Source organism: Burkholderia territorii, assembly GCF_001718335.1.
GTDB classification, from domain to species: domain Bacteria; phylum Pseudomonadota; class Gammaproteobacteria; order Burkholderiales; family Burkholderiaceae; genus Burkholderia; species Burkholderia territorii.
Window position 1 is genome coordinate 2329594 of record NZ_CP013365.1, and the last position, 15233, is coordinate 2344826.

At 66.3% G+C, this 15233-nt stretch carries 13 protein-coding genes; 5 read left to right on the forward strand and 8 right to left on the reverse strand.

Annotated elements, in window-relative coordinates:
• Positions 1–7: 7 nt before the first annotated feature.
• Positions 8–655, reverse strand: coding sequence for a CGNR zinc finger domain-containing protein (locus tag WS51_RS10225; protein ID WP_059543440.1), 648 nt, complete (start codon positions 653–655; stop codon positions 8–10).
• A 100-nt stretch (positions 656–755) separates the two neighbouring features.
• On the opposite strand from WS51_RS10225, the gene WS51_RS10230 reads away from it, so the two are divergent.
• On the forward strand, positions 756–1139 hold the full coding sequence (locus WS51_RS10230) for a VOC family protein (RefSeq protein WP_059501447.1): 384 nt from the start codon (positions 756–758) through the stop codon (positions 1137–1139).
• A gap of 188 nt (positions 1140–1327) precedes the next feature.
• Here the strand turns inward: WS51_RS10230 and WS51_RS10235 are convergent, their stop codons facing one another.
• Entirely contained in the window at positions 1328–2176 is an 849-nt protein-coding gene (locus tag WS51_RS10235; protein ID WP_059543442.1) for an ureidoglycolate lyase, read from the reverse strand.
• A 661-nt stretch (positions 2177–2837) separates the two neighbouring features.
• Here WS51_RS10235 and WS51_RS10240 point away from each other — a divergent pair.
• Both WS51_RS10240 and WS51_RS10245 read left to right on the forward strand, forming a co-directional pair.
• Complete coding sequence (locus tag WS51_RS10240; protein ID WP_059501700.1) at positions 2838–3659, forward strand: IclR family transcriptional regulator; 822 nt, start codon at positions 2838–2840, stop codon at positions 3657–3659.
• Between the two features lie 190 nt (positions 3660–3849).
• On the forward strand, positions 3850–4401 hold the full coding sequence (locus WS51_RS10245) for a hypothetical protein (RefSeq protein ID WP_059448936.1): 552 nt from the start codon (positions 3850–3852) through the stop codon (positions 4399–4401).
• Between the two features lie 683 nt (positions 4402–5084).
• Here WS51_RS10245 and WS51_RS10250 read toward each other — a convergent pair.
• The 5 genes from WS51_RS10250 to WS51_RS10265 form a co-directional block, all read right to left on the reverse strand.
• Positions 5085–7442 (reverse strand): GNAT family N-acetyltransferase, encoded by a 2358-nt coding sequence (locus WS51_RS10250; protein ID WP_069229056.1) that lies wholly within the window; start codon positions 7440–7442, stop codon positions 5085–5087.
• 572 nt (positions 7443–8014) lie between these two features.
• On the reverse strand, positions 8015–8311 hold the full coding sequence (locus WS51_RS10255) for an H-NS histone family protein (RefSeq protein WP_059448934.1): 297 nt from the start codon (positions 8309–8311) through the stop codon (positions 8015–8017).
• Positions 8312–8413: 102 nt separating this feature from the next.
• Positions 8414–8698: a hypothetical protein gene (locus WS51_RS32850; RefSeq protein WP_230938246.1), complete on the reverse strand. Its 285-nt coding sequence runs from the start codon at positions 8696–8698 to the stop codon at positions 8414–8416.
• 61 nt (positions 8699–8759) lie between these two features.
• Positions 8760–9287 (reverse strand): BON domain-containing protein, encoded by a 528-nt coding sequence (locus WS51_RS10260; RefSeq protein WP_059501441.1) that lies wholly within the window; start codon positions 9285–9287, stop codon positions 8760–8762.
• 63 nt (positions 9288–9350) lie between these two features.
• The gene (locus WS51_RS10265; RefSeq protein WP_059501439.1) at positions 9351–10838 is read right to left on the reverse strand and encodes a sigma-54 interaction domain-containing protein; all 1488 of its coding nucleotides are present in this window, start codon (positions 10836–10838) and stop codon (positions 9351–9353) included.
• A 326-nt stretch (positions 10839–11164) separates the two neighbouring features.
• On the opposite strand from WS51_RS10265, the gene WS51_RS10270 reads away from it, so the two are divergent.
• Positions 11165–12568, forward strand: a complete 1404-nt coding sequence (locus WS51_RS10270; RefSeq protein ID WP_059448931.1) for a GntP family permease — start codon at positions 11165–11167, stop codon at positions 12566–12568.
• Between the two features lie 426 nt (positions 12569–12994).
• The gene (locus WS51_RS10275; RefSeq protein ID WP_059543515.1) at positions 12995–13246 is read left to right on the forward strand and encodes a DUF4148 domain-containing protein; all 252 of its coding nucleotides are present in this window, start codon (positions 12995–12997) and stop codon (positions 13244–13246) included.
• A 48-nt stretch (positions 13247–13294) separates the two neighbouring features.
• Here WS51_RS10275 and WS51_RS10280 read toward each other — a convergent pair whose 3' ends face one another.
• Positions 13295–14890 carry a thioredoxin family protein gene (locus WS51_RS10280; RefSeq protein ID WP_069229057.1) on the reverse strand — a complete coding sequence of 532 codons (1596 nt, stop codon included), beginning with the start codon at positions 14888–14890 and terminating at the stop codon, positions 13295–13297.
• Positions 14891–15233: the final 343 nt, after the last annotated feature.

Here is a 15233-nt window from a genome sequence, read left to right on the forward strand (position 1 = left end):
GCCGCCTTCAATCGGCCTTGTGATAGTGGCGGTAAGCCTTCGCGCGATTCCCGCACGACGACATCGAGCACCAGCGACGGCTCCCGTTCTTGCTGTCGTCGATGAACAGCCATTGGCACGCATCGTTCGCGCAGCGCTTGACCTTCGCGAGTCGCGCGCTGCCCAGCAGGTCCGTTGCCGACCATAGCACCGGGCTCAGCAGCGTGGAGAGCGTCGCGTCCGCACCGCGGATCCGCCACGCATAGCCGCCGTCGATCCGCGCGAGCGCGACGCGCGGCGCCGCTTCCGCCAGAAAACCGCCCAGCAGCGCGAGATCGTCCGCTTGCGGCTCGCGCCGCTCGGCTTGCGCATGAAAGAGCCGATACAGCGCCTCGCGCAACGCGAGCGCGTGCGCCAGCATCGCCGGCTCGCCCTCTTTCTTCTTCACGTGTGTACGACACGCGTCGGCGAGACCGGCCGGCACGCCCGCGTGCTCGCGGCACCAGGTGAACAGGTCGTCCAGCGTGCCGAAGGTTTCGGTCGGCGTATCGGCGCCGCGCCAGTACAGCGTATTCGCGAAGTCGATGCTCAGCGTGTCGGACAGCGCCGGAATCAGGCAGTCCGCCGTGACGGAAGGTTGCGTTTTGCTCATGCCGCGATCGTATCTAACCATCATGCCGGTTGACAAGCGCGCGGGCGCTTTCTAACATAACCGGCATGGTGGTTAAAAAAGGTTTGCTGCACTGACGTCCCCCCTTCAGTTCAAGGAGCCACAGATGATCGATCACCTTTCGTTCGGCGTCGCCCAGATCGACCGCAGCCGCGCGTTCTACGACAGCACGCTCGGCGCGCTCGGCTACAAGCGGCTGTACAGCGACGACGGATCCCTCGGCTACGGCACCAGCGAACCGGTGCTGTGGTTGCAGCACGCGGCGCGTCCGGTCGTCGCCGATCCCGATTCAGGATTGCACGTGTCGTTTCGCGCATCGTCGCCCGTGGAAGTCGATGCGTTCTATCGCGCCGCGCTCCAGCACGGCGGAAAGGACAATGGCGGGCCGGGCAAACGCGAGCACTACGGCCCCGGCTACTACGCCGCATTCGTCGTCGATCCCGACGGGTATCGGCTCGAAGCTCACTGCGAACTGGACAACGTCGTCTGATTCGGTTCGTACCGACACCGGTAAGCGACCAGGGCCCGATTCCGCGTGATGAGGAATCGGGCCCTGGTCTTTGGTACATGGCCACCGCAGGCAATGACGGCAGCGACGCGGCGGATGGTCGGATGGTCGGATGGCGCGGCCCGGTCGCGATCGATTACGTTCGCGATCCGGCCCGTGCCGCGCATCGCCTACTGCGCGTTGCGCGTGCGCTGCAGTTGCTCGCCCAATCCTTCGATCCCGAGGCGCACCGTCTGGCCTGCCTTAAGGAACACAGGCGACGGCTTGATGCCCATCCCGACGCCCGGCGGCGTGCCGGTCGTGATCACGTCGCCCGGTTGCAGCGTCATGCAGGTCGACAGGTAAGCGATCAGTTGCGCGACGGTGAACACCATCGTGCGCGTGTTGCCGTTCTGGTAGCGGTGGCCGTCGATCTCGAGCCACAGGTCGAGGCCCTGCGGGTCGGGCACCTCGTCGCGCGTCACGAGCCACGGGCCGATCGGGCCGAACGTGTCGAAGCCCTTGCCCTTGTCCCACTGGCCACCGCGCTCGATCTGCCACTCGCGCTCGGAGACATCGTTGACGACGCAATAGCCGGCGACGTAATCCAGCGCGCGCGCCTCGTCGACGTCCTTGCACGTCGTACCGATCACGACGCCGAGCTCGACTTCCCAATCCGTCTTCACCGAACCCTTCGGGATGTCGATGCCGTCGTTCGGGCCGCAGATCGAACTCGTCCATTTGCCGAATACCACCGGCTCCTTCGGCACCGGCATGCCGGCCTCGGCCGCGTGATCGGCATAGTTCAGACCAATGCCGATGAACTTGCCGACGCGGCCGACGCACGCGCCGATGCGCGGCTCGCCGGGCACGAGCGGCAGCGTGGCCGGATCGATCGCGCGCACGCGCGCGAGCGCGGCGTCCGACAGCGCGTCGCCGGCCAGATCCGGTACGTGCGCGGACAGGTCGCGGATGCGGCCATCCGCATCGAGGATGCCGGGCTTTTCCTGGCCGGACGGGCCATAGCGAAGCAGTTTCATCGTGCTCAACCTCTGTTGTCGAATGTGACAGGATACCGGCCGACGCGACCGCTGACGGCCACGCGCCGAACTGAATGTCGATCGTCGATGACGCGCGTCGGCGCCGCATCCGGCAGGCCAAACGACACGCGAGGCTCGCGCAGGCGCAGCGATCGCGGCGCCGCACCGAAGTGCGACGCGCATCGAGCGGGCGGCCGCCGGTCTGCGCATCGGCGACGACGACACAGCATCCGCGACATGTGGCGGCCTGTGGCGGCCGGCATCACGCGCGGCAGCGCCGTCGCTGGCCCGCCGCTCTTTGTACCACCGGCGGGCCGCCGTGAAATGGCGCGCGACGGATACCGACTATTGGTGCGCCTGCGGAGATTGCGCCGCAGCATCGGCGCTCGCCGCACATTCGGCTTTTACGCCGAATGCCGCCGTCATTCGATCCGAAGAATGGATTGCGAATATTTCTTGTGACCCTGTCATCGGGAACGCTACGTGATCCGTTCTTGCTGGGTAACGATCGGTAAAAAGACGCTGCATTGCACACTGAATGTTTGTTGTTAAGCTCGCGCGGATGGCAGTCGCATCCGCATGCGGCTTCACGAATTCCGCGTGCGAATCAGGCCAGCGTGCGTCGCCACCGATTGGCAATCCCCGGACTTCCTACCCCATGATGCAAACGACCAATAACCTGCTCCCCGGCAGCGACGCACGGGAGTCGATGGGCACAGCCGACCGCTATCGCGCACCCGCGCTCGACAAGGGTCTCGACATTCTCGAACTCTTGTCTGAACAAAAGGAAGGACTCACCCGCACCGAAATCACGAAGGAACTCGGCCGCAACGCGAGTGAGATCTACCGGATGCTCGAACGTCTCGTTGCACGCCGCTACGTGATGCGCTCGAGCGGCGGCGACCGTTACACGCTCAGCCTCAAACTGTTCGCGCTTGCGCATCGGCATCCACCGATGAACCGGCTGATCGCCGAGGCGTTGCCGCTGATGCAGCGCTTCGCCGACGCGGCCGAACAGTCGTGCCATCTGACCGTCTACGACCGCGGCAACCTGCTCGTGATCGCGCAGGTCGACGGCCCTGGCCCATGGGGCGTATCGGTGCGGCTGGGCTCGCGCGTCGGGCTCGCCGATACGGCGTCGGGGCGCGTGATGCTGTCGTTCCAGGGTTCCGAGCAGCGTGCGCACATGCTGGCCGAGCATCGCAAGGTCAAGGGCGAAACGCCGATGAACGAGCAGGAACTCGCGCACGCGTGCCAGTCCATTCGGCAGTCCGGTTACATACGCCAGGACAGCCGACAGGCGTACGGCGTGACCGACCTGAGCGCGCCGATCCTCGGCCCGGCCGGCCATGCGATCGCGGTGCTGACCTGCCCGTACATGCGCCGGATCGATGCGCATATGGCGCCGTCGATCGAGGTGGTCGTCGCACGATTGCGAGATGCGGCAGGCCAGTTGTCGATGTGCCGCGCGCAAACGTGCTGAACATCGCCTGATCGTCGATCACGCGCGACGCGGTCGACCTTCGGGCGCGGCAGTCGTTCGGCCACACGGCGAGCGGATCGGGCAGGCGCGTGCGCCGATGCCTGCGGTGTGCGATCCGCACGCCGCGCTACGCTAGAATAGCGGCCCTCTCAAAAACTACGGCGGCCGGCTGTCGCGGCCGTCGTGTCCGATGGATGTCATGGCCAAACTTCTGAACGATCAAGAATTCCAGCGTTTCTCCGAACTTCAGCAGAAGCAGGCGAGCTTCACGATCACGCCCGAGGAAGCGGACGAGCTGCGCGACATCGTCGCGCGCGCGCAGAAGAAGCGCGACGACCGTGCCGAAGCGATGCGGGCGATCGAGAACTACATCGAGCAGTTCGACATCACGCCCGACGAACTCTTCTCGCCCGAGCAGATCGGCGAGGCCGCGCGCACTTACGGCCTCATCACGGCCACCAAGAAAGAGCGCACGCTGCCGCCGTCGATCACGTTCAACGGCAAGCCGTATCAATGGACCAAGACGCTTCCGGACGACGTGCGCGCCGCGCTGTTCGATGCATTTACGTCCGGCGAATCGGTCAAGCGCTTCATCGCGATGCCGAAGGACACCGCGCGTTGCGCGCTGACGATCGCCCGCCTCGAGCGCGAAACCGGCGGCGTCTATGCCGACGCGCACCTCGCGGAACTCGCGATTTCGCGTGACCAGGTGAACGACGCAGCGTCGAAACTCGCCGCGTAATCGCCATCGCGGGCACGGTTCATGCGTGCCCGCACCGGCGCGGACGCAGGCAAAAGCCCGCGCCGCGCCAGCCGGAGGACTGCGGGCACACACTCCCGAAAAGTCTCACCGAAGCCTCCCGCAAGCGCTCACCGCAGCATCCCGTAAAAGCTCACCTCAGTTCCCGAAAACCCTCACCGGGCTCTCCCGAACGTCCTCACCAACGCATCCCGCAAACGCTCACCGCCCCTTTCCCGGAAAGGCTCACCGGGGCTTCCCGCAAGGGCTCACCGGCAGCTCCCGCGAACGCTCACCGGATGCTCCCGAATCGGCTCACCTTACCGCTCCCGGAAAAGCTCACTTGCCGCTCCCGAAAAGTCTCACCTTTGTTCCGTTTCGAATGGAGCAGGTGCGCAATGCGCGCGTTTGTGCGCCGGAACATGGCGCCGGGACCGGCGATATGCGGAGGACAACGCGCATGCCATCGACTGCTACGAACGCCGCAAGTCGAGGCACTCACTCCTTCCAGCAGGTCGCGAAGCGAGCGTCGTACCGATCCGCATATCGAACGGCAAAGAGTGGAACGATCTGCACTCCCAATTACATCCGATTCGCCCAATCGCGACCGTGCATCACCGACATCGCGCGTTCCGCGGCGACTGCGCACGATACCGTCGGAGGTTCGAGCACGCTCGTCGTCGCGATTACGGTTGCAGCTTCATCCTGAACCCCACCACACCAGGTTCCTCGGTCGTCGACACCTCGAAACCGCACGATTTCGCCAGCGAGATCATCGCGGTGTTCTCGCGCAGCGCCTCACCTACCATCCATGCGGTGCCACGCGATCGCGTGTAGTCGATGATGCGGGTCATCATCAGTCGCCCAAGCCCCTTGCCCTTCTGGTCGGGCCGCACGGCGATCGCGAACTCTGCCGTCTCGTTGTCGGGATCGGTAACCGCGCGGGCCACCGCGAATGTGTGCGACCGGCCCGACACATCGGTAAACGACACGATGAAGGCCATCTCGCGGTCGTAGTCGATCTGCGTCATCCGCGCGACTTGCGAATGATCGAAGCTGCGCACCGCACCGAAGAAACGCATTCGCAGATCGTCGGGCGTCATCGCGCCAAGCAGCTCGTTGTGCGCTTCCTCGTCTTCCGGACGGATCGGCCTGATCGTCACGGTCTCACCGCGCCACTCGAGCGTCTGCTCGAGATGGCGCGGATACGGCATGATCGCGAGCCGGCTGCGCCCGGCCGCCAGCGTGATGCGCGGCGCGACCACGTATGCACGGTCGGACAGCACGCGCAGCGTGACCGACATCGCGACGACCTCGCGAACGTCGCAAACGACTTGCGACAGCGCCGTCAGCGCGTCGAGCGCGGGTTCGACCGGCGCGCGGCGCGCATATGGCGAACGCTCCATCACCGCGCGGGCGAGCACCGTGTTCAGCGGTGGCAACCCGTATACGACGAACGGCGCCGATACGCCGTCGGCCGGCGGCACGGCATAACGAAACACCGGGCCGAAATTCGAATCGTCGTACATGTCGACCGTGACGTCGACGATTCTGGCGCCCGCCGGCGCATCGGCCGGCTCGCCATGCGCGCCGAAGTGGGACAGCCAGCGCAACGCCGCTTCGCCGGCCAGTTCATGCTCGCCGGCCTCCACCATCCGTCGGGCCTCGGCCTGCGCGGATGCAATGCACTCGGCCGGCTGCAGCGGCGTGCCCTCGGGCGTCTGCATCAGCAACTGCCGCCCGAGGTTGTAGTCGACGAGCCGCGCATATGCGCGCGCAAGCCGCTGCGGGGTGGTGTGCACGGGAATGCCGTTCGCGTGCAGTGCGTCGCGCGTCGCGGCGTCGACCGCACCGAAGAAACACGCGAGGATGCCGCGGTACGCGTACTGCCGTGACTCGATCAGCGTGCGCGCGACCGCCTCGGCCGGCGCACTATGGGACGTCGAATGCACGACGAACAGCGTGCCCGTTTGCGGAAACGGCGCGAGCGCCTTGATGGCGGCGCCGAAATGCTCGGGGCGCGCATTGTCGCCGAGCGTCAGCGGATTGCGTGGGCCCGCCAAATGCGGCAGCGCGGCCGCAACCGCCGACGTTGCCTCGGCCGGCCAGTCGGACAACACGTCGCGCACCTCCGCGACCGCATCGACCGCGAGTTTCGCGACGCCTGCGTCACTGGTCACGAGCGTCGCCGCGCCGCGCGCCGTGACGCGCCCGACGCCGAGCGTCTCGATCTCGTCGAGCAGATCGTCGAGCGCATCGACCCGCACCATCCCCGCACGCTGGAACGCCGCCGTGTAAAGCGCATCGCCGGGATCGGCGCGCCCGGTGCGCAGCGCGAGCACCGGCTTGTTGCGCGCCGCCGCACGCGCGGCCGACATGAACTTGCGCGCCGCACATACGGTATCGAGCTCGAGGAGGATCGCGCGCGTGCCGGGATCGCTCGCGAGGTAGTCGAGCACGTCGCCCGCATCGACGTCGGCCTCGCTACCCAGCGCGACAACATGTGAGAAACCGAGGCCTCGTGCATCGGCCCAGCCGAGTACCGCATTCGTCAGCGCGTTGGATTGCGACACCCATGCGACACCGCCCGCTCGCGCCGTATAGGCCGGCGCGCCGAAATGCGCATGCCGCGCGGGCGACAGCACGCCGAGACTGCCCGGCCCGACGATACGGAGCACGAACGGCTTGGCCGCCTTGAGCGTGCGATCGAGTGCGGAGCGATCGGCGTCGGTGCGCGCCTCGCCGACGATCACCGCGACGCGCGTACCGATCTCGCCGAGCTTGCGTACGATGCCGGCCCACGTGGCCGGCGGCGTGCAGATCACCGCGACGGATGGCGGCGCGGGCAGCCGGTCGACATCCGACACGACAACGTGCCCGTTCAGCTCGCGATACTTCGGATTGACGGGCCACACGGGGCCCTCGAACGCGCCGTCGAGCACGCGCGCCCACACCATTGCACCAATACTTCCCGCGCGCGACGATGCACCGACCACCGCAACGGACCTGGGCTGGAACAGCGCATCGAGATGGCGAACGGTCACATCGGCTCCATACGGTAACGAAAGACGACCCGACCGACGCACGAGCCGGATGGCCGTGCGCCGGGCGACGCGAATTCCAAGCATAGGCGAACCCGATGCGGCTGCCTATATGCCGAACGGCCGACTGTGCGACGCGCGTCAATGCCCGCAACATGGGCCGGTCGCCGACGCCTTCGCACGATGCAACGGGCGAAAGCGGCACGAGGCGGTCATCCGGTCGCCACTTCAAAGGTGAGGATTTACGGGAGGCATGGTGAGCATGTTCGGGAGTTGCGCGACTCGCAGCGCGAATACGCGAGAGGTGATCGCAATCGGCGGTATGCGGGCACCGTTCAGATCGAGAATGCCAACGCACGCATGCGGCGTAAATGCAGGTTTGTTTACGGGAATTCGCGGCGATATCCGGTCGAATCGCGGCAATTTCGCAATAGACGGCATGCATCAATCGTGCGGCATTGCCGGTCCATTCACGATTTCGACTCGCGCTCCGGCCGACCAAAACAAAACGGTGCGACGACCGCATGGTCGTTCGCACCGTCAGTCAGCGCACGAAAGGTGAGTATTTTCGGGAGTCAGTCCTTGATCAGAAAACGTGCGCGGTTCTTGCCGAGCCACGCCGGCGCCCGTCCGCGGCCGCTCCACGTTTCGCCTGTCTTCGGATTCAGGTACTTCGGCGGCAACGGACGCTTCGGTTTCGAGGCACCGGCGGCACCGATCGGTCGAAAGCCGAGTTCTTCCGCGGTAATGTCGTATTCCTCGATTTTGGCCCGAATGGTAGCAATTGCTTCGGCAATCGCCTTTTCGCGTTCCTTGTCGATCTTTTGCTGAAGTCTTTCGAGTTGCGCTGTCAGTTGCCTGTAGGTCGCCATATGGATGGGACTCCGTGAGTGTTATTCATGAAAAATAGCCGACTCCAAGCGAATAGAAAAGCGCTTCACCCGATTACCTGTCCTTATCCGGTCATGTCGGGATCAATAACCGCTTTTCTTCTTGCATGCGAAGAGAAGATTTCGCACGGCGTCATCGGTCGATTGCTGGAGAACGTCGAATTCCCCATTGCAAATGGCCCGGGCGTTGTCCGTGCAATTGCTCCAGTCGCTCCCGGTGCACTGCACCTGCGTAGTCGGGCGCCCGTCCGAAGTAAACAGTGGCGCCCCGCCGCCGCACCCGCCGAGCCCCGCAACCAGGGCCAACAATCCGGCCCGACGCCAATGCATTCGAGGCCACCGACAGACCGACGCAAGCATGTGTTTCATTGTTCTTTCCGTCAACCGATTTTTTAATGCCGCGAGTATGCCATGCACTGCCGTCCTCTGTTCAGTCAGGCGTCCGATCCGGCCGCCCGCGCGTCTTGTACGGCACGGCTCGGTGCGGATCGTCGGTGATGCGAACGAATACCTGCTCGACGTCGGGAAGCGCGCCGAGTTCGCGCGCCAGCGCCTGCCGATCGAATGCCGGATCGGCGCACCCTTCGACATAGATGAAGCGCCGCTGCACGGTGATCCACAGGCTCGTGCCCTGCAAACGGTCGGAGCCCGCGAAATGCGCTTTCGCTGCGTCGGCGATCGGTGCGTCGTACATGTAGGAATTCGGCTTCGTGCAGCGATGAGCAAGCCAGCAGGTGGTCCCGCGCTCGACGCGGTAATGCGCGTCGTCTTCCATCTCGGCGCGCGTCATCCACGGGCCGAGCGGCAGCGGGCATTCGGCGAAACCGTGGGACAGCGCGACGAACGGATCGTTGTACCAGTTGCGCCGTACCTCGGGCGCGTCCGCGTCACCCGCGTGCGCGAGCGAGGGCGTCGCCGCCAGTATGGCCAGCCATCCGGCAATTGCGATTCGCTTCATGGTCGTCTCCCGTCGGGCACTTCAGTGCCGCTCGTCATGTCCGGACGCATCCACCGCTGCCGGCTACCGACCGATTCCGAGCGCCGTCAGTTTCTTGTACAGCGTCGCCCGGCCGATACCGATGCGCGCGGCCGCTTCCACTACCTTCCCGTCGCAGGCTGCAAGCGCGTCGATCAGGAACTGACGCTCCCACGCGGCCAATGCATCGGCATACGAAACGACCGCCGCACCGGGTGCCCTCGCTGCATCACCCGAATCCCGGCCGACCGGCGACGGAGCACCCCGCGTGCCTGCCGGCAAGCCATCCGGCACCGCACGCACCGGCCCAAGGAACGGCGCGAGCGCCCCCGCATCGATCACCGAGCGATCCGACAGCATCAGCGCACGCTCGAGCGTGTTGCGCAGCTCCCGTACATTGCCGGGCCACGGGTACGCACACAGCATCCGCAGCGCATCGTCGGTCAGCTCGCAGTGCGCGGCGCGACCGTGCTGCGCGGCCAGCTCCTCGAGCGTCGCGTAGACGAGCGCCGCGATGTCGGACGCGCGCTCGCGCAAAGGCGGCGCATGGATCGTCAACACGTTGAGCCGGTAATAGAGATCCGCGCGAAAACGGCCGGCCTCGACCAGCGCGGGCAGGTCGGCCGACGTCGCGGCGATGATCCGCACGTCGGCGCGCACGATCCGGTTCGAGCCGACCGGCTCGAACTCCTTGTCCTGCAATACGCGCAGCAGCTTGCCCTGCAGCGGCAGCGGCATGTCGCCGATCTCGTCGAGAAACAGCGTGCCGCGGTCGGCCAGCTCGAACTTGCCGACGCGCCCCTTGCGATCGGCTCCGGTATAGGCGCCCGGCGCCGCGCCGAAGAATTCGGTTTCGAGCAGCGTGTCGGGAATCGCGGCCACGTTGACGGTCACGAGCGGCTGGAGCGCGCGCGCCGATGCCGCGTGAATCGCATGCGCGAGCAGTTCCTTGCCGGTGCCCGTCTCGCCGAGCAACAGCACCGGCGAATCGACCTGTGCGGCGCGCCGCGCCTGCCGCTTCGTTTCGAGGCTGGCGGCGCTCGTGCCGACGAAACTCGCGAACGTGTATTTCGCACGGCGTGCCTGCGCGAGCGAACGCTGGGTCGCGATCAGCTGCTGCTGAAGCTGCGCGTAGCGGGAAAAGATCGGCGTGAGCGTCTTCAACTGGTCGAACAGCGCGAAGCCGATCGCCCCGACGGTCTCGCCCGCCTCGTTCTTCAACGGCAGTCGCGTGACGACGAGCGGCTCGCGGCCCGTCTCCATGATGTCGAGCAGGATCGGCTGGCCGGTCGACACGACCTCGCGCATCAGGCTGTTCGGAATCACCGCCTCGCAGTCGAGGCCGACCGCCTGCTGCGGATCGGCGAACCCGAAGCGCGCCGCATAACGCTCGTTCATCCACACGACCCGCGCGTCGCGGTCGACGACCACCGTGCCCGCACTCGAATCCTCGAAGGTCCGGAACAGCGACTCGGCGGCACGCCGCAGCACGTCGCCGTAGTTGACGGGCAGGCGGACCAGGTCGTTCATCATCGTGTCGTCGTCTCCGCGTATGCTTGGCCGGATGTCTCCAGAAAGAGACGCAGTATCTCACTTTGGAGACATCGTGGAAGGCCTTGTCCGGGAAAGCCCTGCCTGACTCGGGAGGCAGTCCTGGCAGCCGAATCGTCTCCCGTTCGAGACGATTTATGTAGAATCCTCAGACATTGGCCGGCGCGGGCCCGCCGAGCTGCGCCGGATCCACGTCCGGCGGCGCAATCCGGCCGATGGCACGAAACCTGCACGAACCCGGGCCGGTTCGCGGCGCGTCCCGCGATCGAACAACAACCAAAGCCATTCCAAGCTATTAGGAGACTCCCTTGTCTTTCGTGATCGTCCTCGCCGCGCTGGCGTTCCTGATGTTCGCCGCGTATCGCGGCTACAGCGTGATCCTGTTCGCGCCGATCGCCGCGCTCGGCGCCGTCCTGCTGATCGAGCCCGCCGCCGTCGCACCGGTCTTCTCCGGTATCTTCATGGAGAAGATGGTCGGCTTCGTCAAACTGTATTTCCCGGTCTTCATGCTCGGCGCCGTGTTCGGCAAGGTGATCGAACTGTCCGGGTTCTCCGAGTCGATCGTCCATGCCGCGATCCGCTACATCGGCCGCTCGCGTGCGAATGCGGTGATCGTCGCCGTATGCGCACTGCTCACCTATGGCGGCGTGTCGTTGTTCGTCGTGGTGTTCGCCGTGTATCCGTTCGCGGCCGAACTCTATCGCCAGAGCAACATTCCGAAGCGGCTGATGCCCGGTGCGATCGCGCTCGGCGCGTTCTCGTTCACGATGGATTCGCTGCCCGGCACGCCGCAGATTCAGAACATCATCCCGACCACGTTCTTCAAGACGACCGCGTGGGCCGCGCCCGCGCTCGGCACGATCGGCTCGCTGTTCATCATCGTCGTCGGCCTCTCGTATCTGGAATGGCGCCGCCGTTCGGCGATGGCGAAGGGCGAAGGCTACGGCACGTCGCTCGTCAACGAGCCGGAGCGCGTCGAAGCAGCGGCACTGCCGCATCCCGCGCTGGCGATCCTGCCGCTGATCCTCGTCGGCGTGTCGAACTTCACGTTCACGAAGCTCATCCCGCAGTGGTACGGCACCGCGTCGTACACGGTCGCGCCGGACGTGCTGCCGGGCGTACACGCGCCCGTCACGACGTCGATCAAGACCGTCGTCGCGATCTGGTCGGTCGAGGCCGCATTGCTGCTCGGCATCGTGCTGGTCGTCCTGACCGCATTCAAGCGCGTCAGCGACCGCTTCGCGGCCGGTTCGAAGGCCGCCGTCGGCGGCGCGCTGCTCGCCGCGATGAATACGGCATCGGAATACGGTTTCGGCGGCGTGATCGCCGCGCTGCCGGGCTTCCTCGTCGTCAGCGACGCGCTGAAGAGCATTCCGAACCCGCTCGTGAACGCGGCCGTGTCGGTCAGCTCGCTCGCCGGTATCACCGGTTCGGCGTCGGGCGGCATGAGCATCGCGCTCGCCGCGATGTCGGACCTGTTCATCAAGGGCGCGCAGGCAGCCAACATTCCGATGGACGTGCTGCACCGGGTCGTCGCAATGGCCAGCGGCGGCATGGACACGCTGCCGCACAACGGCGCGGTCATCACGCTGCTGGCGGTCACGGGCCTCACGCACCGCGAGTCGTATCGCGACATCTTCGCGGTCACCGTGATCAAGACGCTCGCGGTGTTTTTCGTGATCGCCGTGTACTACACGACGGGCCTCGTCTGAATCTCCGTATCGGGCGGCGTTTCGAACGCCGCCCGAGGGCCTGTTCCTGCGCGCCGCAGCCGGGCAATCGCCCCGGCATCGCCAATGCAGTCAGCGCAGCGCAATGCCGGTCGCGACGCGTCGCACCTTCCCGCCAGCTCGGCACGCAAGCCAGCGCGGATCGGCGGCGGTCGCATCCTCCGGTTCATACCCTGCCGGTCGGCGCGCCTCGGCGCGACATCGCCGCGCAGCCCGGACGGCCCGATGCTCGCCATGCACCGCTGTCCGGCACCGTGCGCGCCCGTCATCCATTGTTACCGGCAGCAGAACACTGCGTTGGGCGCGATCGCATTTTTCCCGAAGGTGGCCACGCCTACACTGCTTTCAACCACCGCCGCTTCGTCGAACGAAAGTGGGCGGCCAGTTGGAAACATGGAGGTCACGATCATGAAGCGCCTGATTCACGCAGTTGCCGTTGCCCTGGCCGTATCCGCCCCGCTCGCTGCGCAAGCGCAGTCAAACCCGCCGCTCACGCGCGCGCAGGTCCACGCCGAAGTGAAAGCGCTCAAGCAGGCGGGCTTCCAGCCGAGCGACTGGTTCTACCCGGCCAGCATCGTCTCCGCCGAAGCGAAGATCGCCCAGCAGGAGCGCGCCGGCTATGGCAGCGACCGCAGCGCCTCGTCGGAGTCGAGCCACTGATCGCCATCAAGACGCGGCCGCTCCATCCGATCGCTGCGTCGCACGCCATCACGCCTTGACCGGCTCGATCAGTTTCGCGCATGCCGCTGCCTGCGGGTCGCCCGCAGGCAACTTCGCGCACACCCCGTCGAACTGCTTCACGACCGACCTGACCGACGCGTCGTGCGCGCCGCCGCCGCGCCAGCGATTCAGTTGCGTGACGACCTTGGTCAGCGCACGCAGGTTCGCCCCGTAAAACGCATCCTTGGTCTTGCCGGCCTGCGCGAGCACGCTCGCGGCAATCGCCTCGATTCGCGCCGAATCGTCCGGCGCCAGCGCGACCGCATTCGCGAAATAGGTCGCGCCCCAGCGCAGCTTCGTCGCCGGGCCGCTCGCCGCGTCGTACGCCTTCCGGTACCAGTCGAGCGCAGCGGCCTTGTCGCCGCGCGCCTTCGCATTCGCGGCCAATCCCGACATGAAGTAGTACGGCGTCGCCGAACGCGGCAACTCGGCCTTCAGCAAGACGTCGGATTCGTCGTACAGGCCGGCATCGGTCAGCGTGTCCGCCGCCTCGCTGACGAGCGCCTGCCGTTCGTATGCATTCGCGGCGCCCTGCACCGATGCCGCAATCTGCTTGCGTGCGGTATCGAGCAGCGCCGGCGCGGCGAGCGGCGCGCCGTCGTGCGCGTCGCCGCGCGCAAGCAGCACGCGGCCGTGCAGCGCCATCAGACGATCGATCGACGACAACGTCCTATCGGTCGACAGGCGCGCGAGCGCCGTGTCGTACGCATCGCGCAGCTTCGCGCGCTGCGCGGCGTCGCCGCCAAGGTAGGCGACCACTCGCGCGGGCGCCGAGACGAGCACGTCGGAATCGGCACGCGCCAGCGCAGGGTCGCGCAGCACCGCGCGCAGCGCATCGGCGAGCGCCGGCTTGTCGAGTGCGCCCGCCTGTACCGGATCATCCGATGCCGCCACCACCGCCGACTTCAGCGCGAACCGCGCGGCGTCCGCCTTCGCGCCGGCCGCGCGCGCACGTTGCGACAATGTCTGCAACGTCACCGCGACGCGCTCCGCCGGCACCGGCAGCGCGCCATCGGTGTCCCACGAATAGTCGGCGAGCAGATGCCATTCGGCCGGCGTCAGGGCCGCGCCGTCGTTCAGCGCCGTCGCAAGCGTCTGCCGCACCGGATGCGCGGCCGTCATCCCGAGCGACAGTGCCTGCATGTAGCGCTCGAGGTCGGCCTCGCCCGGCAGCCGCGTCACTTCGGTGCCGTCCGGGCGGAACAGGATCATCGTCGGATAGCCGTGCACCTTGAAGCGCTCGCCGAGCTTCTGCGCGCTTTCGGTATCGCCGTCGAGATACACGGGCACGAAGAACGACGAGCGGGTCTTGAATGCCTGCTGGCTGAAGATCGTCGACTTCACCTGGTTGCACGACGGGCACCACACGGCGCCCCAGTACAGCAGCAGCGGCTTGCCGGTGCGCTTCGCGAGCGCGAACGCGGCATCGACGTCGCCCTGTTGCCACGCGATGCCGGGCGGCAGATGCGCGCCGTCGCCCGACGGGCTGGATACGGCGGCGCCCTGCGGTGCGGCGGTGGCGAATGCCGCACCCGCGGCGGCGAACAGGCAGGCGGCAGTCACGTTACGGAGAACGGTTTTCATCGAGGCGGGTTCCGTTGAAAGAGACGGTTGCGGGAAGCGGCGTCGCACGACGGTCGGCCCATGCGCGCGACGCGGCAAAACGAAAAATACGATGAAGCGACGAAACAGCGAAGTGCATCGGCAGACGGCGCCGCACATGCCGGAATCGGCCGCGCGCGTCATGCAGGCATCGGTGCGAAAGCCAAGACTGGCCGCTGCATGCGCACACCGCACAGCCAGCCGTGCCGACCACCACGACCGGCAAATCGCTCGACGATACGATTCGTGCGACCAATTGAAAACGAACGAATTCTCGAATGGATATGACGCACGCTCCATCGACAGCCCGCCGCCATGCCGCCCA